The 24,805-nt window shown below is 70.4% G+C and carries 22 protein-coding genes and 1 riboswitch; of the genes, 15 read left to right on the top strand and 7 right to left on the bottom strand.

All coding sequences use genetic code 11. The annotated features are described in order from the left end of the window. Positions 1 to 168: 168 nt before the first annotated feature. Complete coding sequence (gene glgX, locus QFZ75_RS12265; RefSeq protein WP_307536398.1) at positions 169 to 2,475, bottom strand: glycogen debranching protein GlgX; 2,307 nt, start codon at positions 2,473 to 2,475, stop codon at positions 169 to 171. Positions 2,476 to 2,672: 197 nt separating this feature from the next. Between glgX and QFZ75_RS12260 the strand changes: the two genes are divergently transcribed. The 7 genes from QFZ75_RS12260 to QFZ75_RS12230 all read left to right on the top strand — a co-directional run bounded on the left by QFZ75_RS12260 (position 2,673) and on the right by QFZ75_RS12230 (position 8,922). Further along, complete coding sequence (locus tag QFZ75_RS12260; protein ID WP_307536396.1) at positions 2,673 to 3,905, top strand: Ig-like domain-containing protein; 1,233 nt, start codon at positions 2,673 to 2,675, stop codon at positions 3,903 to 3,905. A gap of 182 nt (positions 3,906 to 4,087) precedes the next feature. After that, on the top strand, positions 4,088 to 5,329 hold the full coding sequence (locus tag QFZ75_RS12255; protein ID WP_307536394.1) for an Ig-like domain-containing protein: 1,242 nt from the start codon (positions 4,088 to 4,090) through the stop codon (positions 5,327 to 5,329). 130 nt (positions 5,330 to 5,459) lie between these two features. After that, positions 5,460 to 6,227: an enoyl-CoA hydratase/isomerase family protein gene (locus QFZ75_RS12250; RefSeq protein WP_307536392.1), complete on the top strand. Its 768-nt coding sequence runs from the start codon at positions 5,460 to 5,462 to the stop codon at positions 6,225 to 6,227. 294 nt (positions 6,228 to 6,521) lie between these two features. Beyond that, entirely contained in the window at positions 6,522 to 7,025 is a 504-nt protein-coding gene (locus QFZ75_RS12245) for an ATP-binding protein (RefSeq protein ID WP_307536390.1), read from the top strand. A 79-nt stretch (positions 7,026 to 7,104) separates the two neighbouring features. Further along, positions 7,105 to 7,731, top strand: a complete 627-nt coding sequence (locus QFZ75_RS12240; protein WP_307536388.1) for an ADP-ribosyltransferase — start codon at positions 7,105 to 7,107, stop codon at positions 7,729 to 7,731. A gap of 146 nt (positions 7,732 to 7,877) precedes the next feature. Then, positions 7,878 to 8,090, top strand: a complete 213-nt coding sequence (locus QFZ75_RS12235) for an EF-hand domain-containing protein (protein WP_307536387.1) — start codon at positions 7,878 to 7,880, stop codon at positions 8,088 to 8,090. A 79-nt stretch (positions 8,091 to 8,169) separates the two neighbouring features. Then, a complete protein-coding gene (locus QFZ75_RS12230; RefSeq protein ID WP_307536385.1) occupies positions 8,170 to 8,922 on the top strand; it encodes an NADPH-dependent F420 reductase in 753 nt (250 codons plus the stop codon). A 45-nt stretch (positions 8,923 to 8,967) separates the two neighbouring features. On the opposite strand, the gene QFZ75_RS12225 is transcribed toward QFZ75_RS12230, so the two are convergent. From QFZ75_RS12225 to gcvT, 6 genes are all read right to left on the bottom strand, one after another. Further along, a complete protein-coding gene (locus QFZ75_RS12225) occupies positions 8,968 to 9,510 on the bottom strand; it encodes an MOSC domain-containing protein (protein WP_307536383.1) in 543 nt (180 codons plus the stop codon). A 440-nt stretch (positions 9,511 to 9,950) separates the two neighbouring features. Further along, positions 9,951 to 10,508, bottom strand: a complete 558-nt coding sequence (locus QFZ75_RS12220) for a glycoside hydrolase family 25 protein (protein ID WP_307536382.1) — start codon at positions 10,506 to 10,508, stop codon at positions 9,951 to 9,953. Between the two features lie 165 nt (positions 10,509 to 10,673). Continuing rightward, a complete protein-coding gene (locus QFZ75_RS12215; RefSeq protein ID WP_307536379.1) occupies positions 10,674 to 12,059 on the bottom strand; it encodes an L-serine ammonia-lyase in 1,386 nt (461 codons plus the stop codon). 88 nt (positions 12,060 to 12,147) lie between these two features. Beyond that, positions 12,148 to 13,410 carry a serine hydroxymethyltransferase gene (gene glyA, locus QFZ75_RS12210; RefSeq protein WP_307536377.1) on the bottom strand — a complete coding sequence of 421 codons (1,263 nt, stop codon included), beginning with the start codon at positions 13,408 to 13,410 and terminating at the stop codon, positions 12,148 to 12,150. A 13-nt stretch (positions 13,411 to 13,423) separates the two neighbouring features. After that, positions 13,424 to 13,807 carry a glycine cleavage system protein GcvH gene (gene gcvH / locus QFZ75_RS12205; protein ID WP_307536375.1) on the bottom strand — a complete coding sequence of 128 codons (384 nt, stop codon included), beginning with the start codon at positions 13,805 to 13,807 and terminating at the stop codon, positions 13,424 to 13,426. Between the two features lie 111 nt (positions 13,808 to 13,918). Next, positions 13,919 to 15,046, bottom strand: coding sequence for a glycine cleavage system aminomethyltransferase GcvT (gene gcvT / locus QFZ75_RS12200; RefSeq protein WP_307536373.1), 1,128 nt, complete (start codon positions 15,044 to 15,046; stop codon positions 13,919 to 13,921). A 164-nt stretch (positions 15,047 to 15,210) separates the two neighbouring features. Beyond that, positions 15,211 to 15,326, bottom strand: a riboswitch (glycine riboswitch). A gap of 160 nt (positions 15,327 to 15,486) precedes the next feature. On the opposite strand from gcvT, the gene QFZ75_RS12195 reads away from it, so the two are divergent. The 8 genes from QFZ75_RS12195 to QFZ75_RS12160 all read left to right on the top strand — a co-directional run bounded on the left by QFZ75_RS12195 (position 15,487) and on the right by QFZ75_RS12160 (position 24,734). Further along, positions 15,487 to 16,173 carry an AAA family ATPase gene (locus tag QFZ75_RS12195; RefSeq protein ID WP_373465851.1) on the top strand — a complete coding sequence of 229 codons (687 nt, stop codon included), beginning with the start codon at positions 15,487 to 15,489 and terminating at the stop codon, positions 16,171 to 16,173. 40 nt (positions 16,174 to 16,213) lie between these two features. Then, positions 16,214 to 16,999, top strand: a complete 786-nt coding sequence (locus QFZ75_RS12190) for an enhanced serine sensitivity protein SseB (protein ID WP_307536371.1) — start codon at positions 16,214 to 16,216, stop codon at positions 16,997 to 16,999. A 252-nt stretch (positions 17,000 to 17,251) separates the two neighbouring features. Then, positions 17,252 to 18,043 (top strand): enhanced serine sensitivity protein SseB C-terminal domain-containing protein, encoded by a 792-nt coding sequence (locus QFZ75_RS12185; RefSeq protein WP_307536370.1) that lies wholly within the window; start codon positions 17,252 to 17,254, stop codon positions 18,041 to 18,043. A 360-nt stretch (positions 18,044 to 18,403) separates the two neighbouring features. Further along, positions 18,404 to 19,417 (top strand): ABC transporter permease, encoded by a 1,014-nt coding sequence (locus tag QFZ75_RS12180; protein ID WP_307536368.1) that lies wholly within the window; start codon positions 18,404 to 18,406, stop codon positions 19,415 to 19,417. A gap of 60 nt (positions 19,418 to 19,477) precedes the next feature. Next, positions 19,478 to 21,268 carry an ABC transporter substrate-binding protein gene (locus QFZ75_RS12175; protein WP_307536367.1) on the top strand — a complete coding sequence of 597 codons (1,791 nt, stop codon included), beginning with the start codon at positions 19,478 to 19,480 and terminating at the stop codon, positions 21,266 to 21,268. 117 nt (positions 21,269 to 21,385) lie between these two features. After that, the gene (locus QFZ75_RS12170; RefSeq protein ID WP_307544411.1) at positions 21,386 to 22,384 is read left to right on the top strand and encodes an ABC transporter permease; all 999 of its coding nucleotides are present in this window, start codon (positions 21,386 to 21,388) and stop codon (positions 22,382 to 22,384) included. Continuing rightward, the gene (locus tag QFZ75_RS12165; RefSeq protein WP_307536365.1) at positions 22,381 to 23,478 is read left to right on the top strand and encodes an ABC transporter ATP-binding protein; all 1,098 of its coding nucleotides are present in this window, start codon (positions 22,381 to 22,383) and stop codon (positions 23,476 to 23,478) included. Before QFZ75_RS12170 ends, QFZ75_RS12165 begins: the two co-directional genes overlap by 4 nt. A 14-nt stretch (positions 23,479 to 23,492) precedes the next feature. Further along, complete coding sequence (locus tag QFZ75_RS12160; RefSeq protein WP_307536364.1) at positions 23,493 to 24,734, top strand: ABC transporter ATP-binding protein; 1,242 nt, start codon at positions 23,493 to 23,495, stop codon at positions 24,732 to 24,734. The last annotated feature ends 71 nt before the right edge of the window (positions 24,735 to 24,805 follow it).

Raw genomic sequence — 24,805 nt, 5'->3', positions numbered from 1 at the left:
GACCGTGCGCGTTCCCGGACCGTGCGCGTTCCCGGACCGTGCGCGTTCCCGGGCCGTGCGCGTTCCCGGAGCCTGCGTGCTGCCGGGGCCCGCGCACGGGAGGCCGGCCGTCCGCCGGTGGGGGCTTGTCGCGCAGTTCCCCGCGCCCCCGACGGGCGCGGTCGCGCCCTACGGGACCACCCGGAGCAGCAGGACCGAACGGGGCGGGACCGTGACGGTCGTGCCCGCCCGGTGCACCGGTCCGGGCTCCGCCGACTGGTCCTCCTGCGACGTGTCGACGACCACCTCGTACGACCCGGCCCACGGCGGGCCGGGCAGGGCGAAGCCGGTGGGGCCGTCGCCCGCGTGCAGGACCGCCAGGAAGCTGTCGTCCGTCACGGGGACGCCGCGGGCGTCCCGCCCGGGGATGTCGCGGCCGGACAGGAACATGCCCAGCGTGCCGGCGGGCGCGTACCAGTCCTGCTCGGTCATCTCGGTGCCGCGCGCGGTGAACCATGCCAGGTCCCGCAGCCCGTCCGCCGAATGGGCCCGCCCGGAGAAGAAGGCCCGCCGCCGCAGCACGGGATGGGCGTGGCGCAGCGCGATCAGTCTGGACGTCAGGTCGAACAGCGACCGCCAGCCGGGGTCGTCGAGCAGGCTCCAGTCGAGCCAGCTGATCTCGTTGTCCTGGCAGTAGGCGTTGTTGTTGCCGCCCTGGGTCCGCCCGAGTTCGTCGCCCGCGACCAGCATCGGGACGCCCGTGGAGAGCAGCAGGGTGGTCAGCAGGTTGCGCAGCTGGCGGCGGCGCAGACCGCGTACCCGTTCGTCCTCGGTCTCGCCCTCCACCCCGCAGTTCCACGCCCGGTTGTCCTCGGTGCCGTCCCGGTTGCCCTCGCCGTTGGCCTCGTTGTGCTTGCGCTCGTACGACACCAGGTCCCGCAGGGTGAAACCGTCGTGGGCCGTCACGAAGTTCACCGAGGCGTACGGCCGCCGCCCGCCCCACGCGTACAGGTCGCTCGACCCCGACAGCCGGTAGCCGAGGTCCCGCACGTCCGGCAGCGCGCCCCGCCAGTAGTCCCGTACGGCATCGCGGTAGCGGTCGTTCCACTCCGTCCACAGCGGCGGGAAGGCGCCCACCTGGTAACCGCCGGAGCCGACGTCCCACGGCTCGGCGATCAGCTTCACCCGGCGCAGCACCGGGTCCTGCGCGATGACGGCGAGGAAGGGGGACAGCATGTCGACGTCGTGCATGGACCGGGCCAGCGCGGCCGCCAGGTCGAAGCGGAAGCCGTCGACGCCCATCTCCGTCACCCAGTAGCGCAGCGAGTCCGTGATCAGCCGCAGCACGTGCGGCTGCACCACGTGCAGGGTGTTGCCGCAGCCCGTGTAGTCCGCGTACCGCCGGGCGTCGTTCTGCAGCCGGTAGTAGCCGCGGTTGTCGATCCCGCGCAGCGACAGGGTCGGGCCCAGCTCGCTCGCCTCGGCCGTGTGGTTGTACACCACGTCGAGGATGACCTCGATGCCGGCGGCGTGCAGGGCGCGCACCATGCGCTTGAACTCGCCGACCTGCCGGCCGCCCGTCCCGGAGGCCGCGTACGCCGCGTGCGGGGCGAAGTAGCCGATCGAGTTGTAGCCCCAGTAGTTCTTCATGCCCCGGCGCAGCAGGTGGTCCTCGTGCGCGAACTGGTGCACCGGCAGCAGCTCGACGGCCGTCACCCCGAGCGCCGTCAGGTGCTCGATCGCCGCCGGGTGCGCCAGCCCGGCGTACGTGCCCCGCAGCTCGGGCGGGATCCCCGGGTGCAGCTTGGTGAAACCCTTCACGTGCAGCTCGTAGATGACGGAGTCCGCCCACGGCGTCTTGGGGCGGCGGTCGTCGGTCCACTCGTCGTCGGGCGTGTCGTCGTGGACGACGACGCCCTTGGGGACGTACGGCGCGGAGTCCCGGTCGTCGCGCACGGTGTCCGCGACGTGCTGCTGCGGCCAGTCGCGCACATGCCCGTACACCTGTGGCGGCAGGGCGCCGAACTCGTCCTGCCCGGCGCCGTCCACGGCACGCGCGTACGGGTCGAGGAGCAGCTTGGCCGGATTCCAGCGGGCGCCGGTCCACGGGTCCCAGCGGCCGTGCACCCGGAAGCCGTACCGCTGCCCGGGCCGTACCCCGGGCACGAAGCCGTGCCAGATCCCATGGGTCAGCTCGGTCAGCGGCACCCGGATCTCGGCGCCCCCGCCCTCCCGGGAGGCCGTGTCGCCGGGCGTGCCGAAGAGGCAGAGCTCGACCGCCTCGGCGCCGCCCGCCCAGAGCGCGAAGTTGGTGCCCGAGACACCGTCGGGACCCGTCCGGAAGCGCGCCCCGAGCGGGGTCGGCGCACCCGGCCAGACGGCGACGGCGGGCGCCGTGCGCGCCGCGCCGTTCAGCACGGGGGCGGGCTGCGTGGGCAGCGCGCCCCGGGGCGCACGCCCCTCCTGCACTGCCTCCTGCTCGGCTGCGCTCGACACGTCTGGCCCTCCCGCGGCTCGGTCGGAGCGGCACGAGAGGACCGCGGCGTCCCGGCCGCGGCCCCATGTCGTGTCGTCCTCCCCACTGTTCTGCCCAGAGCGGGGCCCGCACTCACGTTTCCCGAGGCGGGGGCCGAACGGGCGGGGCGCGCCGGGCGCGCCCACTTCCCCGGGGCAGCTGCGTCGTTGGGCCCCACGTGATGCACGCACAGACGCGCACGTGGCGCGCAGGGGCCGCGCTGGCCGCCGTACTGACCTGGACCGGCCTGCTGGCCTCGGCCGCGGGATGCACCTCGCACGGGGTGGACGAGATGCTCGGCAAGCCCCGCGCGCCCGAGGAGGCGATCCGGGTCTCGCCCGACGACGGCAGCAGGGCGGTACGCCCCGGGGAAGGGCTGAAGGTGCGGGTGCCGGCCGGGCGCCTGGAGTCCGTGAAGGTCGTGAGGTCCCAGGACGCGCAGGAGTTCCCGGTCCCCGGCCGGATCGGCGAGGACGGCACGACCTGGCGGCCCGACGCCCCCGCGCTCGCGACGGCCGCCAGGTACACGGTGGACGCGGTCGCGCTCGACGCCCACGGCAGGCGCGTGGCACGGCACACGACCTTCACGACGTACGTCCCCGACGAGCGCTTCATCGGATACGTCACCCCGGAGAACCGCTCGACGGTCGGCACCGGCATGATCGTGTCGCTGGAGTTCAACCGCCCGATCGAGCACCGCGCGGCCGTCGAACGCGCCGTCCGCGTCACCTCCGTACCGAGGACGGAGATCGCCCCGCACTGGTTCGGCGACGACCGTCTGGACCTGCGCCCCCGGACGTACTGGAAGCCCGGCACGAAGGTCACCGTCGCCCTGCGGCTGCGCGACGTCGAGGCGTCCCCCGGCGTGTACGGGCTGCAGCACAGGACCTTCTCCTTCACGGTCGGCCGCAGCCAGACCAGCCTCGTCGACGCCGCCGCCCACACCATGCGGGTGCACCGCGACGGAGAGCTCCTGTCCACCGTGCCGATCACCGCGGGCGCCCCCGGGAACACGACGTACAACGGGAAGATGGTGGTCACCGAGATGCTCGAGACGACCCGGATGAACGGGGCGACCGTCGGCTTCAAACGGTCCGACGGCAAGGGCGAGTACGACATCCCGGACGTCCCGCACGCGATGCGCCTCACCGCCTCGGGGACCTTCCTGCACGGCAACTACTGGGCGAAGGACGTGTTCGGGACGGCCAACGTCAGCCACGGCTGCGTCGGACTGCGCGATGTGAAGGGCGGCAGTTCCGCGACCCCGGCGGGCTGGTTCTTCGACCGCAGCCTCGTCGGTGACGTCGTCGAGGTCGTCCGCAGCAAGGACAGGAAGGTCGCTCCCGACAACGGCCTCGGGGGGTGGAACATGACCTGGAAGGCGTGGAAAAGGGGTTCCGCGGTGAAGTAGGCCGACATAGGGGTACGCACAGGAAAGGCCCCGGTCGCGCTGCCGGCTCCCGTCAGTTGGAACGGAACGGTGACATCCCAGGGAGACCATCTCTCCTGGCAGTGTGATTAATTGGCGCGATGCGTGCGCGGGACGCGCCGTAGTACGGGCCTGACCAGAGGCCGTGCGAGGGGAGAAAGAACGTGGACGGGCGACCGATATCGGGGGCGTCGGTTGGCGCGCGGACACGGAGCGGCAAGGGGGCCCTGGCACTCGTGCTGGGCCTGCTGCTGCTCCTGGTGACCGCGTGCGGCGGAGGAGGGGACTCGGACGCCGGGTCCGGCAAGGGCGGAGAGAAGGATTCGGGCCAGGCCGACACCAAGGTCTCACAGGCCGTCGTGACCATAGCGCCGAAGGACGGCGCGGGCGCCGTGAAGACCAGCGGCGCGCTGAAGGTGACGGCCGCGAAGGGCAAGCTGACCGAGGTCACGGTCGAGGACACCAAGGGCGACCCGGTCGAGGGGAAGATCACCGACGGGGGTGCGAGCTGGACGCCCGCCACCCACCTCGCCGCGTCCACCAAGTACAAGGTCCACGCGGTGGCGAAGGACTCCGCGGGGCGTGAGGCCGCCGAGGAGTCCGCGTTCACCACGCTGACCCCGAAGAACACCTTCGTCGGCATCTTCACGCCGGAGGACGGCTCCAAGGTCGGCGTCGGCATGCCCTTCTCGGTGCGCTTCACCCGGGGCATCACCCACCCGGAGGACGTCGAGAAGGCCATAAAGATCAAGACCGAGCCCGCGGTCGACGTCCGGGGCCACTGGTTCGGCAACGACCGCCTCGACTTCCGCCCCGAGGAGTACTGGAAGTCCGGTACGAAGGTCACCGTCACCCTGGACCTCGACGGCGTCGAGGGCCGGCCGGGCGTCTACGGCGAGCAGGCCAAGAAGGTCGAGTTCACCATAGGCCGCAGCCAGGTCTCCACCGTCGACGCCAAGACGAAGAAGATGACGGTCAGGCGGGACGGCAAGGTCCTGAAGACCATCCCGGTCACGACGGGCGCGGTCGGTTACGAGACCTGGAACGGCCAGATGGTCATCAGCGAGCGCCTGCGGGTGACCCGTATGAACGGCGAGACGGTCGGCTACGGCGGCGAGTACGACATCAAGGACGTGCCGGACGCGATGCGCCTGACCACGTCGGGCACCTTCCTCCACGGCAACTACTGGGGCGGCGACGCCTTCGGCAACCGCAACGCCAGCCACGGCTGCATCGGCCTGCGCGACCAGCGCGGCGGCGGTGACCGCAGCGCCCCGGCCGCCTGGTTCTTCGACCGCTCGATCGTGGGCGACGTGGTGATCGTCAAGAACTCCGACGACCGGACCGTGGCCCCGGACAACGGGCTCAACGGCTGGAACATGTCGTGGGAGAAGTGGACGGCCTGATCCCGCGGGGACCGGGACGCCGTTGACCGCGGCTCCCGCGCCCCCGGCCCGCGACCGTACGGCCCCGGTGCGCTCCGCTGTGACGGAGCACACCGGGGCCGTTCCCGTTAGCCCCCGTTAACCTGCCCTCATGACTGTGCATCTCGAAGTCGCCGAGGGCGTCGGCACGATCCGCCTCGACCGTCCGCCCATGAACGCGCTGGACGTGGCCACACAGGACCGGCTCAGGGAACTCGCCGAGGAGGCCACGCGCCGCGAGGACGTGCGCGCCGTGATCCTCTACGGCGGCGAGAAGGTGTTCGCGGCGGGTGCGGACATCAAGGAGATGCAGGCCATGGACCATGCGGCGATGGTCGTACGCTCCCGGGCCCTGCAGGACTCCTTCACGGCCGTGGCCCGCATCCCGAAACCCGTCGTCGCCGCGGTCACGGGCTACGCCCTGGGCGGCGGCTGCGAGCTGGCGCTCTGCGCGGACTTCAGGATCGCCGCGGACAACGCCAAGCTCGGCCAGCCGGAGATCCTGCTCGGTCTGATCCCCGGCGCGGGCGGCACCCAGCGCCTGTCCCGGCTCGTCGGCCCCTCCCGGGCGAAGGACCTCATCTTCACCGGCCGCATGGTCAGGGCCGACGAGGCGCTGACGCTCGGCCTGGTGGACCGCGTCGTCCCGGCCGCCGACGTGTACACCGAGGCGCGGGCATGGGCCGCCAAGCTCGCGCTGGGGCCGGCGCTCGCGCTGCGCGCCGCCAAGGAGTCGGTCGACGCGGGCCTGGAGACGGACCTCGAGACCGGCCTCGCGATCGAACGCACCTGGTTCGCCGGGCTGTTCGCCACGGAGGACCGGGAGCGGGGGATGCGCAGTTTCGTCGACGAGGGCCCCGGCAAGGCGAAGTTCCTCTGAATCACCCGGATTCACCGTCCGTGCACGTGCTGTTGACGTGACGTCTCCTCCGCGCCTTCCGGGATTCCCTCGAAGGAGCGGTCCCGCCGCCCCTTAAGCGAGCCTTAAGGGTTGTGTGTCGGTAAACACGGGCGGTTGCCCCCGACGCGCCCGTACTCGCAGGTCGGACGGTGTGTGCAAGCCCTTGCGATGCCTCTGTCATATGCCATTCGAATCGTGCGGAACGGGCGGCTCCGGGGGGCGTATTCCTCCGGAACGGCCCCGTGGGAGCGCCTCGGCGGCCATGATGGGGGCATGGCGGGGCTGGAGGGTATCGAACAGCCGCGGCGGCACGGGAGTGCGACCGCGGCGCGCTGGTCGCCTGCTGTCGAGGACGAACACGCGCTGAAGGCACTGGAACTGTTCGGCAACCCCACCGAGGCGGAGGTGCCGCTGCCGTCCCGTCCGGAGTCGGCCGCCACCGCGCGCCGGCTCACCCAGGTCGTGGTGCTCCGCCAGTGGCATCTCTCACCGAAGACGACCGAGGACGCGGTACTGCTCGTCTCGGAACTCGTCGGCAACGCCGTGCGGCACACCGGGGCGCGGGTGTTCGGGCTCCGGATGCGGCGCCGGCGGGGATGGATCCGGATCGAGGTCCGCGATCCCTCGCGGGGGCTTCCCTGTCTGATGCCGGTGCAGGACCTGGACGTCAGTGGCCGGGGCCTGTTCCTGGTCGACACACTCTCGGACCGCTGGGGCGTCGACCTCCTGCCCCGCGGCAAGACGACATGGTTCGAAATGAGGGTGGCGGACCGCTGAGGCTTCTTCGGCCCCCGGACACGCCGCCGTACGAGTGAAGGTCCGCTCCCCATCCGCACCGAGCCGAGATCGTGCTCGCATGACCACAACTCCCCTGCGCCGACGAGCCGTCGCCGTCGCCCTCGCCCTGACGGCCGTCCTCACCACCTCCGCCGCGACCTCCCCCGCGGCCCCCGCCGCTCCCACGAAGGCCGCGCCCGCTGCTCCCACGAAGGCCGCCCCCGCCTGCCCCCAGTTCTACGAGCCCGCCCCCGCCGCGGCCGACCCCCGCGTGGACGTCGACCGCATCACCCCCGAACCGGTCTGGCGCACGAGCTGCGGCACGCTCTACCGCAGCGACGCCCGCGGCCCCGCCGTCGTCTTCGAGCAGGGCTTCCACCCCAGGGACGTGGTGAACGGCCAGTACGACATCGAGCAGTACGTACTGGTCAACCAGCCCTCCCCGTACGTCTCCACGAGCTACGACCACGACCTCTACAAGACGTGGTGGAAGAGCGGCTACAACTACTACATCGACGCCCCGGGCGGCGTGGACGTCAACAGGACCATCGGCGACACCCACCGGTGGGCCGACCAGGTCGAGGTCGCCTTCCCGGGCGGTATCGCGCGCCAGTACATCATCGGCGTCTGCCCGGTCGACAAGAAGACCAAGACCGAGATCATGAGCGACTGCGAGAGCAACCCGCACTACGAGCCCTGGCACTGAGCGGCGCCTCCGCACCCACCGGACGGCAACCGGCCGCCGGGAACGCCCGCGGACCGCGGGCGTTCCCCGGGTGGTCGCCGCGTCGCGTGCCGGGACGGAACGTTAATCTGACCTCGTCAGTGAAGCACCACGAAGGGGCGGGTCCGGTGGCGGACAAAGAGGAAGCACGCAAGGCGTTCGAGCGCATCGACGTGGACGGGGACGGCTACATCACCGCCGCCGAGTTCAAGAAGGCCCTGGCCCAGGGCGGGGACTGGAACGTCACCGAGTCGGTGGCCGAGGCCGTCATCAAGGCCCAGGACCTGAACGGCGACAAGCTGCTCTCGTTCGACGAGTTCTGGGCCCACCTGAACAAGTGACGTGAGCCGGTGAAAGGGGCGCCCCGGCAGCACGGGGCGCCCCTTCTCCCTGTCCGGACCGGGTTGGTCCATCCGGTCGATGTCCGGAATAGCGCGATCCGGCCCGGGGTTGGTACTCCCCGCAGGTACGCACTCCAGGAGTCACCCACCCCCTTCGAAGGGCGAGTCGGACATGAAGATCGGCATCATCGGAGCAGGCAACATCGGCGGCAACCTCACCCGGCGGCTTACCGCGCTCGGACACGACGTGCGCGTCGCCAACTCCCGCGGCCCGCAGACTCTCACCGCGCTGGCGCAGGAGACCGGCGCCACCCCCGTCACCGTGGAGGAGGCCCCGCGGGACGCTGAACTCGTCATCGTCACCATCCCCCTGAAGGCGGTCCCCGACCTGCCGTCCGGGCTGCTGGACCAGGCGGCGGACGGGGTGACCGTCATCGACACCGGCAACTACTACCCGCAGCGGGACGGCAGGATCGCCGCGATCCTGGACGAGGGCCTGACGGAGTCCCGCTGGACGGCCCAGCACCTCGGTCACACCGTCGTCAAGGCCTTCAACGGCACGTACGCCCAGGACATCCTGGACCGCCCCCGCCCGGCCGGCGCCCCCGACCGCATCGCCCTCCCGGTGGCGGCCGACGACGCGACCGCCAAGCAGGTCGTACGCGCCCTCATCGAGGACCTGGGCTTCGACACGGTGGACGCGGGCGGCCTCGACGACTCCTGGCGCCAGCAGCCCGGCACGCCCGTCTACGGCCTGCAGGAGGGCGTCGAAGGAGTGAGGAAGGCCCTGGCCGAGGCGTCACCGGACCGCACACCGGACTTCACGGCGTAGGTCTCCCGGCCCCGCCCTCGGCCCCGTCCCCGTTCCCGTCCCCGCTCAGACGATCTCCAGGGGGTGGTGCGGCCCGCTCGGCAGTTCGACCTCGACCGGGTCGCCGGGCCGCACCACCCCGCCCGCGACGACGACACCCATGATCCCGGACCGGACCCGGACCTTCCCGTCCTCGCCCCGCCCGACGACCTGCTTCATCAGGCCCTTCCGGAAGCCGTCGATCTGCGCACAGGGGTTGCGCAGCCCGGTCACCTCGACCACGGCCTCGCCGCCGAGCCGCAGCAGCGTCCCGGTGGGCAGCCCCAGCAGATCGACGCCCCGCGTGGTGACGTTCTCCCCGAGCTGCCCGGCCGCGACCTCGAACCCGGCTCCCCGGACCTCGTCGAACAACTCCTCATGGATGAGGTGCACCTGCCGCAGATTGGGCTGCGAGGGATCCTTCCGCATCCGGAACCGGTGCTTGACGGTGGCCCCGGCATGCACGTCGCCCGCGACCCCGAGCCCCGCGAGCAGCGTGATGCTCTCCCGGTTCGGCTTGCTGAACGAATACGCCCCGTTGCTGCTCACCGCAGCGACACTCCCGCCCATGCTGTACAGCTCCCCTCGTCCCCGGACTGATCAATCTCCTGTACGAGAGCGTTACGCGTGTTCGGCGGCCTCGTTGATCGGATCGTATGTCAGCTGGACCGATCGGGCGGGGGACGGGACGAGGCACGGTGAAGCGAGCGGCGGAGTGTTCGCTGCTCAATGCGCCGGGAGCTCCGAGACCGTACTGCAAGCCGTGCAATGCCGCACGTGTACGCCTGGGCCACTACCAGGTGACCAGAGGGTTCGCCGGCCTGCTGCCGGCATCTCGGCGGGGCCGTTGTGCCGTGTGCGCCGGACCGCACGCAGGCGGCGCAGCCGTGGACACGGTACGAAGCTCTCCCGCCCGAGCTTCGTACCTTCGGCCTGCTCGACGAGTACCTCGCCGGTCCACCGGCGAAGCGCCTTCGCGCGGAACCGGCCCTGACGGGCGCTTGGGCGCCTCAGGCGTCCCCGGCCCACTCCCGCAGGGCGGCCTTGCTGGAGAAATCGGCGACGTTCTTGTCCAGCGGGTCGTCCGTGTACTGGTGGAAGCGCCACTCGGCCTGGATGCGGGGCTTGCCCGACGTCACGTAGTCCGCGATCCAGAGACCGTCACCCGCGTAAGAGGTGTCGTCCACGTTCAGCCAGTAGTTCCGGTTGCAGTAGAGGACGACCCGGTTGTCCGGGCGCAGTTCCTTGAGCTTGCGGATGAAGCGGTCCTTCTCGGCGTTGCTCGCGTGGGTGCCGTCGCCCGTCGTCTCCCAGTCGACGGCGAGGATGTCGCCCGCCTTCTCCGGGGCCTTGCCGAGGAAGTACTCGGCCTGGGCCGTGAGGTTGCCGGGCCACAGGAAGTGGTAGAAACCCACCACGCAGCCGGCGTCCCTGGCCCGCTTCGTCTGTGCGCTCAGCTTCGGGTTGACGTAGGTGCGGCCTTCGGTGGCCTTCACGAAGACGAAGGACAGGCCTTCGGTGCTGTACGAGGACGACTGGTAGGCGCTTACGTCGATGCCGCGCAGCATGTGCGACTCCTATGGTGCAGGGTGGCCGGAAGCACGGATGCGCTTCCTGGGGCCTGTGGGGGGCAATCTCCTTTGAGGTTCCCGCACTTGGCCCGCCCTACCCTCACGCGGGACATCCCCCTGAAGGCCACGCCGGAGCACGCGCCCCCGGCCCGGGGCGGGCCGTCAGCACTCGATGATGTTCACCGCGAGCCCGCCCCGCGCCGTCTCCTTGTACTTGACGGACATGTCGGCGCCCGTCTCCTTCATCGTCTTGATGACCTTGTCGAGGGACACCTTGTGGGAGCCGTCGCCGCGCATGGCCATCTTCGCCGCCGTGACGGCCTTGACCGCGGCCATGCCGTTGCGCTCGATGCAGGGGATCTGGACGAGGCCGCCGACCGGGTCGCAGGTGAGGCCGAGGTTGTGCTCCATGCCGATCTCGGCGGCGTTCTCGACCTGTTCGGGAGATCCGCCGAGCACCTCCGCCAGCGCGCCCGCCGCCATCGAGCAGGCCGAGCCGACCTCGCCCTGGCAGCCGACCTCGGCGCCGGAGATGGAGGCGTTCTCCTTGAAGAGCATGCCGATGGCGCCCGCGGCGAGCAGGAAGCGTACGACCCCGTCCTCCTTCTCCTCGGCGGAGGAGGACGCGCCCGCGACGAAGTTGACGTAGTAGTGCAGGACCGACGGGATGATGCCCGCGGCGCCGTTGGTGGGGGCCGTCACGACGCGGCCGCCCGCCGCGTTCTCCTCGTTCACCGCCATCGCGTACAGGGTGATCCACTCCATGGCGTGGGCCAGCGGGTCGCCCTCGGCGCGCAGCTGGCGGGCCGACATGGCCGCGCGGCGCCGGACCCGCAGGCCGCCCGGCAGGATGCCCTCGCGGGACATGCCGCGCGACACGCACGCCTGCATGACCCGCCAGATGGCGAGGAGCCCCTCGCGTATCTCCTCCTCGGTGCGCCAGGCCCGCTCGTTCTCCAGCATCAGGGCGGAGATGGACAGGCCCGTCTCCTTCGCCAGCCGCAGCAGCTCGTCGCCCGTGCGGAAGGGGTACTTCAGGACCGTGTCGTCCAGCTTGATGCGGTCCGCGCCCACCGCGTCCTCGTCGACGACGAAGCCGCCGCCCACCGAGTAGTACGTCTTGGACAGCAGCTCGGCGCCCGAGGCGTCGTACGCCCACAGCGTCATGCCGTTCGCGTGGTACGGCAGCGTCCTGCGGCGGTGCAGCACCAGGTCGTCGTCGAAGGAGAAGTCGATCTCGTGCTCGCCGAGCAGGTCGAGGCGGCCCGACGACCTGATCTTCTCGACCCGTTCGTCGGCGCCCTCGACGTCCACCGTGCGGGGCGAGGCGCCCTCCAGGCCGAGCAGCACCGCCTTGGGCGTCCCGTGGCCGTGCCCGGTCGCGCCCAGGGAGCCGTACAGCTCCGCGCGGACCGAGACGACGGGGGCCAGCAGGTCCTCGTTGCGCAGGCGGTGCGCGAACATGCGTGCCGCGCGCATCGGGCCGACCGTGTGGGAGCTGGACGGGCCGATGCCGATCGAGAACAGGTCGAAGACCGAGATGGCCACGGAAACTCCTCAAAGCAGGGTGAAGCGGGGTGGAACGGAACGGGGTACCGCGCACCTTCCAGTGTGCGCGGTACCCCGCGAAACGGAACTACTTGCCCAGACCGGGGTACAGCGGGTGCTTGTCGGCCAGGGCGGTCACCCGGGCCTTGAGCGCCGTCGCGTCGTAGGACGGCTTGAGGGTCTCGGCGATGACGTCCGCGACCTCGGTGAAGTCCTCGGCCGTGAAGCCGCGGGTCGCGAGCGCCGGCGTGCCGATCCGCAGGCCCGAGGTCACCATCGGCGGCCGGGGGTCGTTCGGGACGGCGTTGCGGTTGACCGTGATGCCGACCTCGTGGAGGCGGTCCTCGGCCTGCTGCCCGTCCAGCTCGGAGTCGCGCAGGTCGACCAGGAGCAGGTGCACGTCGGTGCCGCCGGACAGGACGTTCACCCCGGCCTCGCGGGCGTCCGGCGCGGTGAGCCGCTCGGCGAGGATCCGCGCGCCCTCGACGGTACGGGCCTGGCGCTCGCGGAACTCCTCCGTGGCGGCGACCTTGAAGGAGACCGCCTTGGCCGCGATCACGTGCTCCAGGGGGCCGCCCTGGAAGCCCGGGAAGACGGACGAGTTCAGCTTCTTGGCGAAGGCCTTCTTCGCGAGGATGATGCCGCCGCGGGGCCCGCCCAGCGTCTTGTGGGTGGTGGAGGTGACCACGTCCGCGTACTCCACCGGGTTCGGGTGGAGGCCGGCCGCGACCAGGCCCGCGAAGTGCGCCATGTCGACCCACAGGTACGCCTCGACCTCGTCCGCGATGCGGCGGAACTCGGCGAAGTCCAGCTGGCGCGGGTACGCCGACCAGCCCGCGATGATCACCTTGGGGCGGTGCTCCTTGGCCAGCCGCTCGACCTCGGCCATGTCGACCAGGCCGGCGTCGTCCACGTGGTAGGCGACCACGTCGAACTGCTTGCCGGAGAAGTTCAGCCGCATCCCGTGGGTCAGGTGGCCGCCGTGGGCCAGGTCGAGACCGAGGATGGTGTCACCGGGCTGGGCCAGCGCGAAGAGCGCGGCCTGGTTGGCGGAGGCGCCCGAGTGCGGCTGGACGTTGGCGTACTCGGCGCCGAACAGCTCCTTGACCCGGTCGATGGCGATCTGCTCGGTGACGTCGACGTGCTCGCAGCCGCCGTAGTAGCGGCGGCCCGGGTAGCCCTCGGCGTACTTGTTGGTGAGGACCGAGCCCTGGGCCTCCATGACCGCGACCGGAGCGAAGTTCTCCGAGGCGATCATCTCCAGGGTGGACTGCTGGCGGTGCAGCTCGGCGTCGAGGGCGGCGGCGACGTCCGGGTCGAGTTCGTGCAGGGGCGTGTTCAGAAGCGACATCGGTCACAAGTCCTTAGGAGCCGGAGCCGGAGAATTCGGTGTACTCGTCCGCGGAGAGCAGGTCGCCCGGCTCGTCCGCCACCCGCACCCTGAACAGCCAGCCGCCCTCGAAGGGGGCGGTGTTCACGAGCGCGGGGTCGTCCACGACGTCCTGGTTGATCTCGGTGATCTCACCGGTGACGGGGGAGTACAGGTCGCTCACGGACTTGGTCGACTCCAGCTCGCCGCAGGTCTCGCCCGCGGTCACCGTGTCACCGACCTCCGGGAGCTGGACGAACACGACATCGCCGAGCGCGTTGGCCGCGTGCTCCGTGATGCCGACCGTCGAGACGCCGTCCTCGGCGCCCGACAGCCACTCGTGCTCCTTGCTGTAGCGCAGCTGCTGGGGGTTGCTCATGGCTTGAATTCTCCTGTACGCCGGGGAGTGCTGATGCGGTGGGACCGGGATGGACCGGGCGATGTGCCCCAGGTCACCGGGTGGCTCACTTCTGACGCCGGTGGACCGGTGTCACTTCTGGCGCTTGTAGAACGGCAGCGCCACGACCTCGTACGGTTCGTGGGTGCCCCGGATGTCGACGCCGACCCCGGTGCTGCCCGGCGCGCCGTGCGCGGCGTCGACGTACGCCATCGCGATCGGCCTGCCGAGCGTCGGGGAGGGCGCCCCGGAGGTGACCTCGCCGACGACCCGGTCGCCGGCGACGACGGGGTATCCGGCGCGCGGGACCCGGCGGCCCTCGGCGACCAGCCCGACGAGGACGCGCGGGGGCTCGGACTCGGCGCGGGCGGCGGCCTCGGACAGCGCCTGGCGGCCCACGAAGTCGCCGTCCTTCTCGAACTTCACGACCCGGCCGAGCCCCGCGTCGAACGGGGTGAGCGAGGTGGTCAGCTCGTGCCCGTACAGCGGCATGCCGGCCTCCAGGCGCAGCGTGTCGCGGCAGGACAGCCCGCAGGGGGCGAGCCCGGCCGGGGCTCCCGCCTCGGTCAGCGCCTGCCACAGCTTCCCGGCGTCGGCCGGGGCCACGAACAGCTCGAAGCCGTCCTCGCCCGTGTAGCCGGTGCGCGCGATCAGGGCCGGGACCCCGGCGACGGTGCCGGGCAGGCCGGCGTAGTACTTCAGGCCGTCCAGGTCGGCGTCGGTCAGGGACTTCAGGATGCCGGGGGACTCGGGGCCCTGGACGGCGAGCAGGGCGTACGCGTCGCGGTCGTCGCGCACCTCGGCGTCGAAGCCCCCGGCGCGCTCCACGAGGGCGTCCAGGACCACCTGGGCGTTGGAGGCGTTCGCCACGACCAGGTACTCGGTGTCGGCGAGGCGGTAGACGATCAGGTCGTCGAGGATGCCGCCGTCGGCCCGGCAGATCATGGTGTAGCGGGCGCGGCCGGTCTTCACCCCGCCGATGTTGCCGACCAGGGCGAAGTCGAGGAGGGCGGCGGCCTGCGGTCCGCTCACGGTGATCTCGCCCATGTGGGAGAGGTCGAAGAGGCCGGCCCGGGTACGGACGGCGAGGTGCTCGTCGCGCTCGGAGCCGTACCGCAGGGGCATGTCCCAGCCGGCGAAGTCGGTCATCGTCGCGCCGAGCGAGCGGTGCAGGGCATCGAGCGCGGTGCGGCGCGGTTCAACAGAGGCGTTGCTGCTCATCGGCTGGGGCTCCCAAGGCATGACGGCGAGGTCGTTCCTCCCCATCTGTCATCAGAAACCTGAGAGGTTCGCCGTGACCACCATGGACACGGTGGTCACCGACTTGCACCTTGGGTGGGACCGGCGGCCTGGCTGACAGGTGACGGCCCGCTTTTCAGATGTGCCTCGCCCGCGCGGTAACGGGGACCTGAGAGATTCAAGGGAGGGACTTGCTCCTTCGGCGCCCGGGCACTCGTACACCTGCGTGTACATGTACCCGGAACTCTCCCGCGCGGATTCAAGCGGCCGGTATGCAGTTGGCGGGCACATCATTGCACGCCTCTCGAAAACGCACGCCCCCGGCGATCTGTGACGGGGCTGTGGCAGGACGAGAACAGAAATCGGGGGACCGGCGCATTACCTTCTCTTTACACTCGACGGGGGATGGGTCTCCCGACCCCATGGGGAGGACGATCAGGGTGAACAGGACCAGGGCGTACGCGACCGGCTCGGGCATCGCGGTGCCCAAGCAGCCCCCCGCCCCGGCCAGGGAGGCGTGCGGCCCGTTCCCGGTGCCGGTCGTCCGTGACCTGCGGGACCGTGCGGGCCACAGCCCGCACGGTCTGCGGTTCGGGGCGGCCGACCTGGTCGTGGTCACGGGTCTGCCGGGCAGCGGCAAGTCGACCCTGATGCGCCGGGCGGTGACCGGCCGCCGCATCGACTCCCAGGACACCCGCGACCGCTGGGACGCCCGCCTGGCCCGCTTCCTGCCGTACGCGGTCTACCGGCCCCTGGTGCGCGCCGCGCACTACGCGGGCCTGCGCCGGGCCCTGCGCTCCGGCGAGGGCGTCGTCGTGCACGACTGCGGTACGCAGGCCTGGGTGCGCAGCTGGCTCGCCCGCGACGCCCGGCGCCGCGGCGCCGCCCTGCACCTGCTGCTCCTCGACGTCGACCCCGGCACGGCGCTGGACGGCCAGCGCGAGCGCGGCCGCGGCGTCTCGCGGTACGCGTTCGCGCGGCACCGCGGCGCGGTCGCCCGGCTGCTGCGGTCCGTGGAGAAGGGCGAGCTGCCCGACGGCTGCGGTTCCGCGGTGCTCGTCGACCGGGCCGCGGTGGACGTGCTGCGGCGCATCGATTTCGGCGACTAACCTCGTCAACCGCACACGGCGGTACGAGCAGGCGGTGGAGATGGACTTCCCGGCACAGGACATTCCGGCACAGGCGCACCCCCATGCGGGCTGGCCCGGCAACGAGTTGGAGGAGGTGCTCGCCGCCTCCCTGGGGCTCCCGCCGTCACCCTCGACGGGCGCCCGCATCGTCGAGACCGCCGGGCGCGGTTTCCTCTGGGTGCCGCTGCCCGAGGGGGGCGGCCCGCACAGCGGCCCGCTCGACCTGCCCACGATCGAGCTCGGCGGGCAGGCGTACGTGCCGGTCTTCACCTCCGAGCAGCAGTTCCGCCAGGTCGTCGGCGACCACCTGGCGTACACCGTGGCGCCCGCCGTCGAGTTCGCGCGCGGTCTGCCGCCCCAGGTGGGCATCGCGCTCAACCCGGGCGGCACGGTCGGGGTGCCGCTGCCCCCGCCCGCCGTCGCCGAGCTGTGCCGGACGGGCCGCACCGAGCTGGACGGACCCGCGAGCGGCGGCCGGGTACGGCTGTTCCAGCCCGACTGGCAGGACGACCCGCTGGACTTCCTGGCCGCGGCCTCGGCGGAGTTCGACGGGTCCGGCACCGTGCTGAGCGCCCGGCGCTGCCTGGCGAGCATCGAGGGCGGCGACACGGTGATGTTCGTCGGCATCGAGACGGTCCACTGGGACGAGTCCGCCCGCACGCTCCCGCTCGACGCCCTGGGCCGGGCGCTGGGCCGCGCCCCGGTGGCCCACCCGGTGAGCCTGGTCTTCCTGGACGTGGCCCAGGACCCGGTGGCCGACTGGCTCCGGCACCGCGTCCACCCGTTCTACACCCGCACCTTCTGAGCCCTCCCGGAAGGGGTGGCGCCCGGAAGGGGCGCGGGGAACCGCGCGGCCGACCCCCACCGGCCCGCAGTCGACACACCACGGAGCGTCCCGGGCTCTCCACACCAAACCCGGCGGAGCGCAACGGTGCTGTCCGGATCGACACTTAAGCTGGTTTCATGGCTCGTCGGGGTGGTGCGACGTTCAAGCGAACGCGGCACCCCGCCGAAGGGAAACCCGTATGTCGGGGATGTCGCGAAGGGGCGGTAGAAGGTGAGCGCGTCGGGCACGGCCGCGGCCGGGCAGGTCGAGCACATGCTGCGCCAGGTGACGCCCGGGCGTTACGACGCCTACGAGGCGCTCCTGCGCGCCCTCGCGACGCCGTCGTCCGGCCAGGTCTGGATGCTGCTCTGGCACGGCCAGGCCGGCTCCCCGGACGCCCAGTACGGGAACATGGAGGTCGACGGCTTCGGCTACGCCCCCTGTGTGACCTCCGCCCAGGAGCTCTCGGCCAGCGGCTGGAACCGGTCGTACGAGGTCGTCGACGGGCTGGACGTGGCCCGCACCCTCTACCCCGACCACTTCGGCCTCTGGCTGAACCCGCACGCGCCGGGCGGCGGTGTCGGCATCCCCTGGCTGGATCTGCGCCGTATCGCCACCGGTCTGGAGCGGCAGCCCGCCGGCCCGCTGCGGCTGTCCGAGCCGGGCATCGAGATCCCGCAGTTCTACGCCCTGCTCACGCAGAACGCGCACCGGACCACCGCCGTCCGCTCACTGCGCCGCGCCTGGGTGCAGCCCGCGCTCGGGGCGCCGTACCTCGCCATCGGGCTCGACGTGTACGACACCAGCCCGCCCGCGGTGGACTCGGTGCGGGCGATGATGCAGCAGTCCATCGGCGCGGTGCCGGACGGGCTGCCGGTGTCGACCGTCGCGATGTCGGACGCGTACGACCCGGTGGCGCTGTGGCTGCGCGCCAACGCCCGGCCGTTCTACGACCGCGAGGCGCACGCGGCGCCCGTGCAGGCTCCGGCGGCAGGCGGTTACGGAGCACCCGGCGCGTACTGAGATGATCCGGGTGGACGGAGTCCGTCCGGAGGAGTCCAACCAGTGGAGCACCTGCTCCCACACCCGTACCACCGTTGGTCGGAATGTCCCGATCTACGCGGGTAAATGGGTTGCGAGGCACCTTTCGCCCCAAGTGTCATGTGTCCGCCCCCCGTTACCCGGCGTTCGGATAACGGAACCCTCCTGACGGCATCACGGTTGCGCATCCATTCGCCGCCAGGTCTGGCTTCAGATCACCGAGGCGTTGAAGACTCCCCGTCCAGGGGGTTTAAACCTCCAGATGTGTACGACGGACTGATCACGCCGCTACAGCGGCAAGCGTGGGCCGGCTACCGCCGGTTGAGAGGGGTCCCTGCCACGATGACGGCACCATTGCACGAGCCGACGGCCGAAGTCGCGCCGAGCGCGGCCGAGGAGGCGGCGCTCGTTGCCGGCTCCGCCGAGGCGAAGGCGGTACAAGGACGTTCCCTCAGCCGCATCGCCTGGGAGCGCCTGAAGCGCGACAAGCTGGCTCTGGCGGGCGGCATGGTCGTCATCTTGCTGATCCTGGTCGCGGTGTTCGCCCCGCTGATCGCGAGCCTGGTCGGCCAGGACCCCGAGACGCACCACGAGGAGCTGATCGACCCCCTCTTCTCGACCCCCACCGGATCCTTCGGCGGTATGAGCGGCGACCACCTCCTGGGTGTCGAACCCGTCAGCGGCCGCGACATCTTCGCCCGGATCGTCTACGGGGCGCGGATCTCCCTGCTGGTCGGCTTCCTGTCGGCCCTGGTGGCCGTGGTGCTCGGCACGATCCTCGGCGTGCTCGCCGGCTTCTTCGGCGGCTGGGTCGACGCGGCCGTCAGCCGCGTGATGGACGGCCTGCTGGCCTTCCCGCAGCTGCTCTTCATCATCGCGCTGGTCTCGGTCATGCCGAACGAGATGCTGGGTCTGACCGGCACCGGCGTGCGCCTGTTCGTGATGATCCTGGTGATCGGCTTCTTCGGCTGGCCCTACGTCGGCCGCGTGGTGCGCGGCCAGACGCTCTCCCTGCGTGAACGCGAGTACGTGGAGGCCGCGCGCAGTCTCGGAGCCGGACGGTTCTACATCCTGTTCAAGGAGCTGCTGCCCAACCTGGTCGCGCCGATCATCGTCTACACGACGATGATGATCCCGACCAACATCCTCACGGAGGCGGCGCTCAGCTTCCTGGGCGTCGGCGTCAAGCCGCCCACCGCCTCGTGGGGCCAGATGCTCTCCTCTGCGATCGACTACTACGACTCGGACCCGATGTACATGGTCATCCCGGGTGTAGCGATCTTCATCACCGTGCTCTCCTTCAACCTCTTCGGCGACGGCGTACGCGATGCGCTCGACCCGAAGGGCTCCCGCTAACTGCCGTACCCCCATGGGCCTGTCATCTGTCGACGGGCCGCTACATATCGGAGGATCCGAGTGAGTACCCAACGCACCACAGGGCGGCGCAAGCAGGCCGTGGCGGCCGCAGCCGTGGTCGCTGCACTGCTGTCCACGGCGGCGTGCGGCGGTGGCGACGACAACAACGAGGGCGGTTCGAAGAGCGGCGCGGCCGGCTTCGACGCCGCGAACAACAAGGTCGCCCAGGCCTCCCTCGCCAAGAAGGGCGGCACGCTGAAGTTCGCGGCCGCCCAGGACGCCGACTCGTGGGACACCACGCGCGGTTACTACGGCTTCATGTGGAACTTCAGCCGGTACTACAGCCGCCAGCTGGTGACCAACGCGACGGAGCCGGGTGCCAAGGGTGCCGCGGTCACGCCGGACCTCGCCGAGAAGACGGCGAAGATCTCCGACGACGGCAAGACCTACACGTACACGCTGCGTGACGGCGTCACCTGGGAGGATGGCAAGCCCATCACCTCCAAGGACGTCAAGTACGGCATCGAGCGCGCGTGGGCGCAGGACGTGCTCTCCGGCGGTCCGATCTACCTTCAGCAGGTCCTCGACCCGAAGAAGGAGTACAAGGGCCCGTACAAGGACAAGTCCGCGGACAAGCTGGGTCTGAAGGCGATCGAGACGCCGGACGACAAGACGGTCGTCTTCAAGCTGCCCGAGGCGAACTCGGACTTCGAGGAGATGCTCGCGCTGACCTCGGCGTCCCCGGTCCGCCAGGACAAGGACACCAAGTCCAAGTACGGCCTGAAGCCGTTCTCGTCCGGCCCGTACAAGTTCCAGTCGTACACGCCGAACAAGAGCCTGATCCTGGTCCGCAACCCCGAGTGGAAGCAGGCCTCGGACCCGGTCCGCAAGGCGTACCCGGACAAGATCACGGTCAACTTCTTCACCAACGCCAATGACATGGACCAGCGCCTGATCAACGGCGACTACGACCTGGACCTCGGTCAGACCGGTCTCTCCCCGCAGGGCCGCACCAACGCCCTGAAGCAGCACAAGGAGAACCTGGACAACCCGGTCTCCGGCTACATCCGCTACGCGGTCTTCCCGCAGAGCGTCAAGCCGTTCGACAACGAGCACTGCCGCAAGGCCGTGATCTACGGTGCCGACCACGAGTCGCTCCAGACCGCTCGTGGCGGCCCGGTCGCCGGTGGTGACATCGGTACGAACATGCTGCCGCCGTCGGTCCCGGGCTCCGAGGGTCAGAAGTACGACCCGTACGAGTCGGCCACGACGAACAAGAACGGCAACGTCGCCAAGGCCAAGGAAGAGCTCAAGGCCTGCGGCAAGCCGAACGGCTTCAAGACCACCATCGCGGTCCGCAACAACAAGCCCGTCGAGGTCGCCACGGCCGAGTCCCTCCAGGCCTCGCTGAAGAAGGTCGGCATCACCGTCGACATCGACCAGTTCGACGGCGCCCAGACCACCGGCATCATCGGTAGCCCCTCGAACGTGAAGAAGAAGGGCTACGGCATCATCATCATGGGCTGGGGCCCGGACTTCCCGTCCGTCCAGGGCTACGGTCTGCCCCTGTGGAGCAGCGACTACATCCTTGAGAGCGGCAACAACAACTTCGCCCTGATCAAGGACAAGGCCATCGACGGGCTCTTCAAGGACTACACCAAGGAGCTCGACGACACGAAGAAGGCCGCGATCTCCACGGAGATCAACCACAAGGTCATGGAGGGCGGTTACTACCTGCCCTTCGTCTTCGAGAAGTTCATCAACTGGCGCTCCAACCGTCTGGCGAACGTCTACACGACCGACGGTTACAGCGGTCAGTACGACTTCGTCAACCTCGGCCTGAAGAAGTAACACCGACCGGCGCACCCGCCATACGGCACGAAAGGCAGGTGAAGGCCGGCGCGGCGTGACCCGCGGGCCACCGGAAGACCTCCGGTGGCCCGCGGCACCGCCGCCGGGCCGAGAGCAGTGCTCGCATACCTCATCAGGCGGCTCTTCGCCGCCGCAGTGATGCTGGTGGTCATCATTCTGGTGGTCTTCGGCATCTTCTTCCTCGTCCCCCGCTGGGCGGGCGTGGACCCGGCCACGATGTTCGTCGGCAAGCAGGCGGACCCTGCGGCCATCGAGGCCGTGCGGCAGAAGCTCGGTCTGGCAGACCCGATCTTCGCCCAGGTCTGGGAGTTCTTCAAAGGCCTGTTCGTAGGCCGTACGTACTCCGGTGGCGGCGACGTCACGAAGTGCGCGGCCCCCTGCTTCGGCTACTCCTTCCGCAGCGAGCAGGCCATCTGGCCGGTGCTCACCGACCGCTTCCCAGTGACCCTGGCCCTCGCGCTCGGTGCCGCCGTCCTGTGGCTGATCTTCGGTGTCGCGGCGGGTGTGCTGTCCGCGCTCAAGCGCGGTTCCCTCTGGGACCGCGGTGCGATGATCATCGCCCTCGGCGGCGTCTCGCTCCCCATCTACTTCACCGGTCTGCTGTCGCTCGCGATCTTCAGTTACGGGCTGGGCTGGATCGACGCCCAGTACGTGCCCCTCGAAGAGAGCTTCTCCGGCTGGTTCGGCGGCATGATCCTGCCCTGGGTCACGCTCGCCTTCCTGTACGCCGCGATGTACGCCCGCATCACCAGAGCCACCATGCTGGAGGTCCTGGGCGAGGACTACATCCGCACGGCCCGCGCCAAGGGCCTGACCGAACCCGTCGTCATCGGCAAGCACGCGATGCGTTCCACCATGACGCCGATCCTCACGATGCTCGGCATGGACCTCGGTGCGCTCATCGGTGGCGCGATCCTCACCGAGACCACCTTCAGCCTTCCCGGCCTCGGCCAGGCGGTGCTCAAGGCGATCAGCGACAAGGACCTGCCCGTCATCCTGGGCGTCACGCTGATCACCTCGCTCGCGGTGATCATCGCGAACCTGCTGGTGGACCTGCTGTACGCCGTGATCGACCCCCGAGTGAGGCTCTCATGACCGAACTCAGCAAGAGTGGAGCCGCGGTCGGCGAACCCGTCAAGGGTTCGCCCGCCCCCTCCGCCTTCCTCGAAGTCCGCGACCTCAAGGTGCACTTCCCGACCGACGACGGCCTGGTCAAGTCCGTCGACGGACTCAGCTTCTCGCTGGAGAAGGGCAAGACCCTCGGCATCGTGGGCGAGTCGGGTTCGGGCAAGTCGGTGACCTCGCTCGGCATCATGGGCCTGCACACCGCCGGCCAGTACGGCAAGCGCAAGGCCCAGATCTCCGGCGAGATCTGGCTGGACGGCACGGAACTGCTCTCCGCCGACCCCGACCACGTGCGCAAGCTGCGTGGCCGCGAGATGGCGATGATCTTCCAGGACCCGCTGTCGGCGCTGCACCCGTACTACACGATCGGCCACCAGATCGTGGAGGCCTACCGGATCCACCACAAGGTCGACAAGAAGACGGCCCGCAGGCGGGCGGTCGAGATGCTCGACCGCGTCGGCATCCCGCAGCCCGACAAGCGCGTCGACAGCTACCCGCACGAGTTCTCGGGCGGTATGCGTCAGCGCGCGATGATCGCGATGTCGCTGGTCAACAACCCCGAGCTGCTGATCGCGGACGAGCCGACGACCGCCCTGGACGTGACCGTCCAGGCGCAGATCCTCGACCTCATCCGGGACCTGCAGAAGGAGTTCGGCTCCGCGGTCATCGTCATCACCCACGACCTGGGCGTCGTCGCCGAACTCTCCGACGACATCCTGGTGATGTACGGCGGGCGCTGCATCGAGCGGGGTCCGGCCGAGAAGGTCTTCTACGAGCCCAAGCACCCCTACACCTGGGGTCTGCTGGGCTCCATGCCGCGGCTCGACCGTGAGCAGACCGAACGGCTGATCCCGGTCAAGGGCTCCCCGCCCTCGCTGATCAACCTCCCGTCGGGCTGCGCGTTCAACCCGCGCTGCGCGTACGCGGACGTCCCCAAGGACAACGTCACCCGTACGGTCCGCCCCGAGCTGTCCGAGGTCGGCGACCAGCACTGGGCCGCCTGCCACATGACGCAGGCGCAGCGGGAGCGGATCTGGACCGAAGAGATTGCGCCCAAGCTGTGAGCGAGGACAAAGCAGTGACCCCTTCCGCGCAGAGTGGCGGCGCGACCCTCTCCAGGGACGCCGCTCCCGGTGAGACGCTCCTGAAGGTGACGGGGCTGCAGAAGCACTTCCCGATCCGCAAGGGCCTGCTCCAGCGGCAGGTCGGCGCGGTGCGGGCGGTCGACGGCCTCGACTTCGAGGTCAAGTCCGGCGAGACCCTGGGTGTCGTGGGCGAGTCCGGCTGCGGCAAGTCGACGATGGGCCGGCTGATCACGCGGCTGCTCGAACCGACCGCGGGCACCGTGGAGTTCGAGGGCAAGGACATCACGCACCTCGGCGTCGGCGCGATGCGCCCGCTGCGCCGTGACGTCCAGATGATCTTCCAGGACCCGTACTCGTCGCTGAACCCGCGCCACACCATCGGCACGATCGTCAGCGCCCCCTTCAAGCTCCAGGGCGTCACGCCCGAGGGCGGTGTCAAGAAGGAGGTCCAGCGGCTGCTGTCGGTGGTCGGTCTCAGCCCCGAGCACTACAACCGCTACCCGCACGAGTTCTCCGGCGGCCAGCGCCAGCGCATCGGCATCGCCCGCGCGCTCGCGCTCAACCCGAAGATGGTCGTGGCGGACGAGCCGGTCTCCGCGCTCGACGTGTCGATCCAGGCACAGGTGGTGAACCTGCTGGACGACCTCCAGCAGGAGCTCGGCCTCACCTACGTGATCATCGCGCACGACCTGTCCGTCGTGCGTCACGTCTCGGACCGTATCGCCGTGATGTACCTCGGCAAGATCGTCGAGCTGGCCGACCGCGACTCGCTGTACAAGGCGCCGATGCACCCGTACACCAAGGCGCTCATGTCGGCGGTGCCGATCCCGGACCCGCGGCGCAAGTCGGCCAAGAGCGAGCGCATCCTGCTCCAGGGCGACGTGCCCTCGCCGATCTCGCCGCCGAGCGGCTGCCGCTTCCACACGCGGTGCTGGAAGGCCACGCAGATCTGCACCACGACCGAGCCGCCGCTCCTGGAGCTGAAGCCCGGTCAGCAGGTCGCCTGCCACCACCCGGAGAACTTCGAGGACCAGGCGCCGCAGGACACCGTCCTGCTGACCGTCGCGAAGCGGGCGGCGGAGCTGGTGGCCGACGAGGTCCTCGCGGAGTCCGCGGCCACCTCGGCCGCGGTCGCGGCGGAGGTCGCGGAGACCGCCCCGGTGGCGAAGACCCCGGTGGCGGAGGCTCCCGTCAAGGAGACCCCCGTCAAGGAGACTCCCGCCGAGGAGAAGTAAGCGGTAGAGAAGTAAGCAGCACCGAGCCCCCGCCTTGCAATGTAAGGCGGGGGCTCGGTGCTGGGTGAGAA

Source organism: Streptomyces sp. V3I8 (assembly GCF_030817535.1).
Classification (GTDB): Bacteria; Actinomycetota; Actinomycetes; order Streptomycetales; family Streptomycetaceae; genus Streptomyces.
Note: the sequence above shows the minus strand (reverse complement) of the source record. Positions and strands in the feature narration are given on the sequence as shown.

What these genes read in the sequence shown, in the direction of transcription:
- QFZ75_RS12250 (WP_307536392.1), top strand. Translation starts at nt 5,460, where the DNA reads ATGACTGTGCATCTCGAAGTCGCCGAGGGCGTCGGCACGATCCGCCTC.
- QFZ75_RS12245 (WP_307536390.1), top strand. Translation starts at nt 6,522, where the DNA reads ATGGCGGGGCTGGAGGGTATCGAACAGCCGCGGCGGCACGGGAGTGCG.
- QFZ75_RS12240 (WP_307536388.1), top strand. Translation starts at nt 7,105, where the DNA reads ATGACCACAACTCCCCTGCGCCGACGAGCCGTCGCCGTCGCCCTCGCC.
- QFZ75_RS12230 (WP_307536385.1), top strand. Translation starts at nt 8,170, where the DNA reads ATGTCCGGAATAGCGCGATCCGGCCCGGGGTTGGTACTCCCCGCAGGT.
- QFZ75_RS12225 (WP_307536383.1), bottom strand. Translation starts at nt 9,510, where the DNA reads ATGGGCGGGAGTGTCGCTGCGGTGAGCAGCAACGGGGCGTATTCGTTC.
- QFZ75_RS12220 (WP_307536382.1), bottom strand. Translation starts at nt 10,508, where the DNA reads ATGCTGCGCGGCATCGACGTAAGCGCCTACCAGTCGTCCTCGTACAGC.
- glyA (WP_307536377.1), bottom strand. Translation starts at nt 13,410, where the DNA reads ATGTCGCTTCTGAACACGCCCCTGCACGAACTCGACCCGGACGTCGCC.
- gcvH (WP_307536375.1), bottom strand. Translation starts at nt 13,807, where the DNA reads ATGAGCAACCCCCAGCAGCTGCGCTACAGCAAGGAGCACGAGTGGCTG.
- gcvT (WP_307536373.1), bottom strand. Translation starts at nt 15,046, where the DNA reads ATGAGCAGCAACGCCTCTGTTGAACCGCGCCGCACCGCGCTCGATGCC.
- QFZ75_RS12195 (WP_373465851.1), top strand. Translation starts at nt 15,487, where the DNA reads ATGGGGAGGACGATCAGGGTGAACAGGACCAGGGCGTACGCGACCGGC.
- QFZ75_RS12190 (WP_307536371.1), top strand. Translation starts at nt 16,214, where the DNA reads ATGGACTTCCCGGCACAGGACATTCCGGCACAGGCGCACCCCCATGCG.
- QFZ75_RS12180 (WP_307536368.1), top strand. Translation starts at nt 18,404, where the DNA reads ATGACGGCACCATTGCACGAGCCGACGGCCGAAGTCGCGCCGAGCGCG.
- QFZ75_RS12165 (WP_307536365.1), top strand. Translation starts at nt 22,381, where the DNA reads ATGACCGAACTCAGCAAGAGTGGAGCCGCGGTCGGCGAACCCGTCAAG.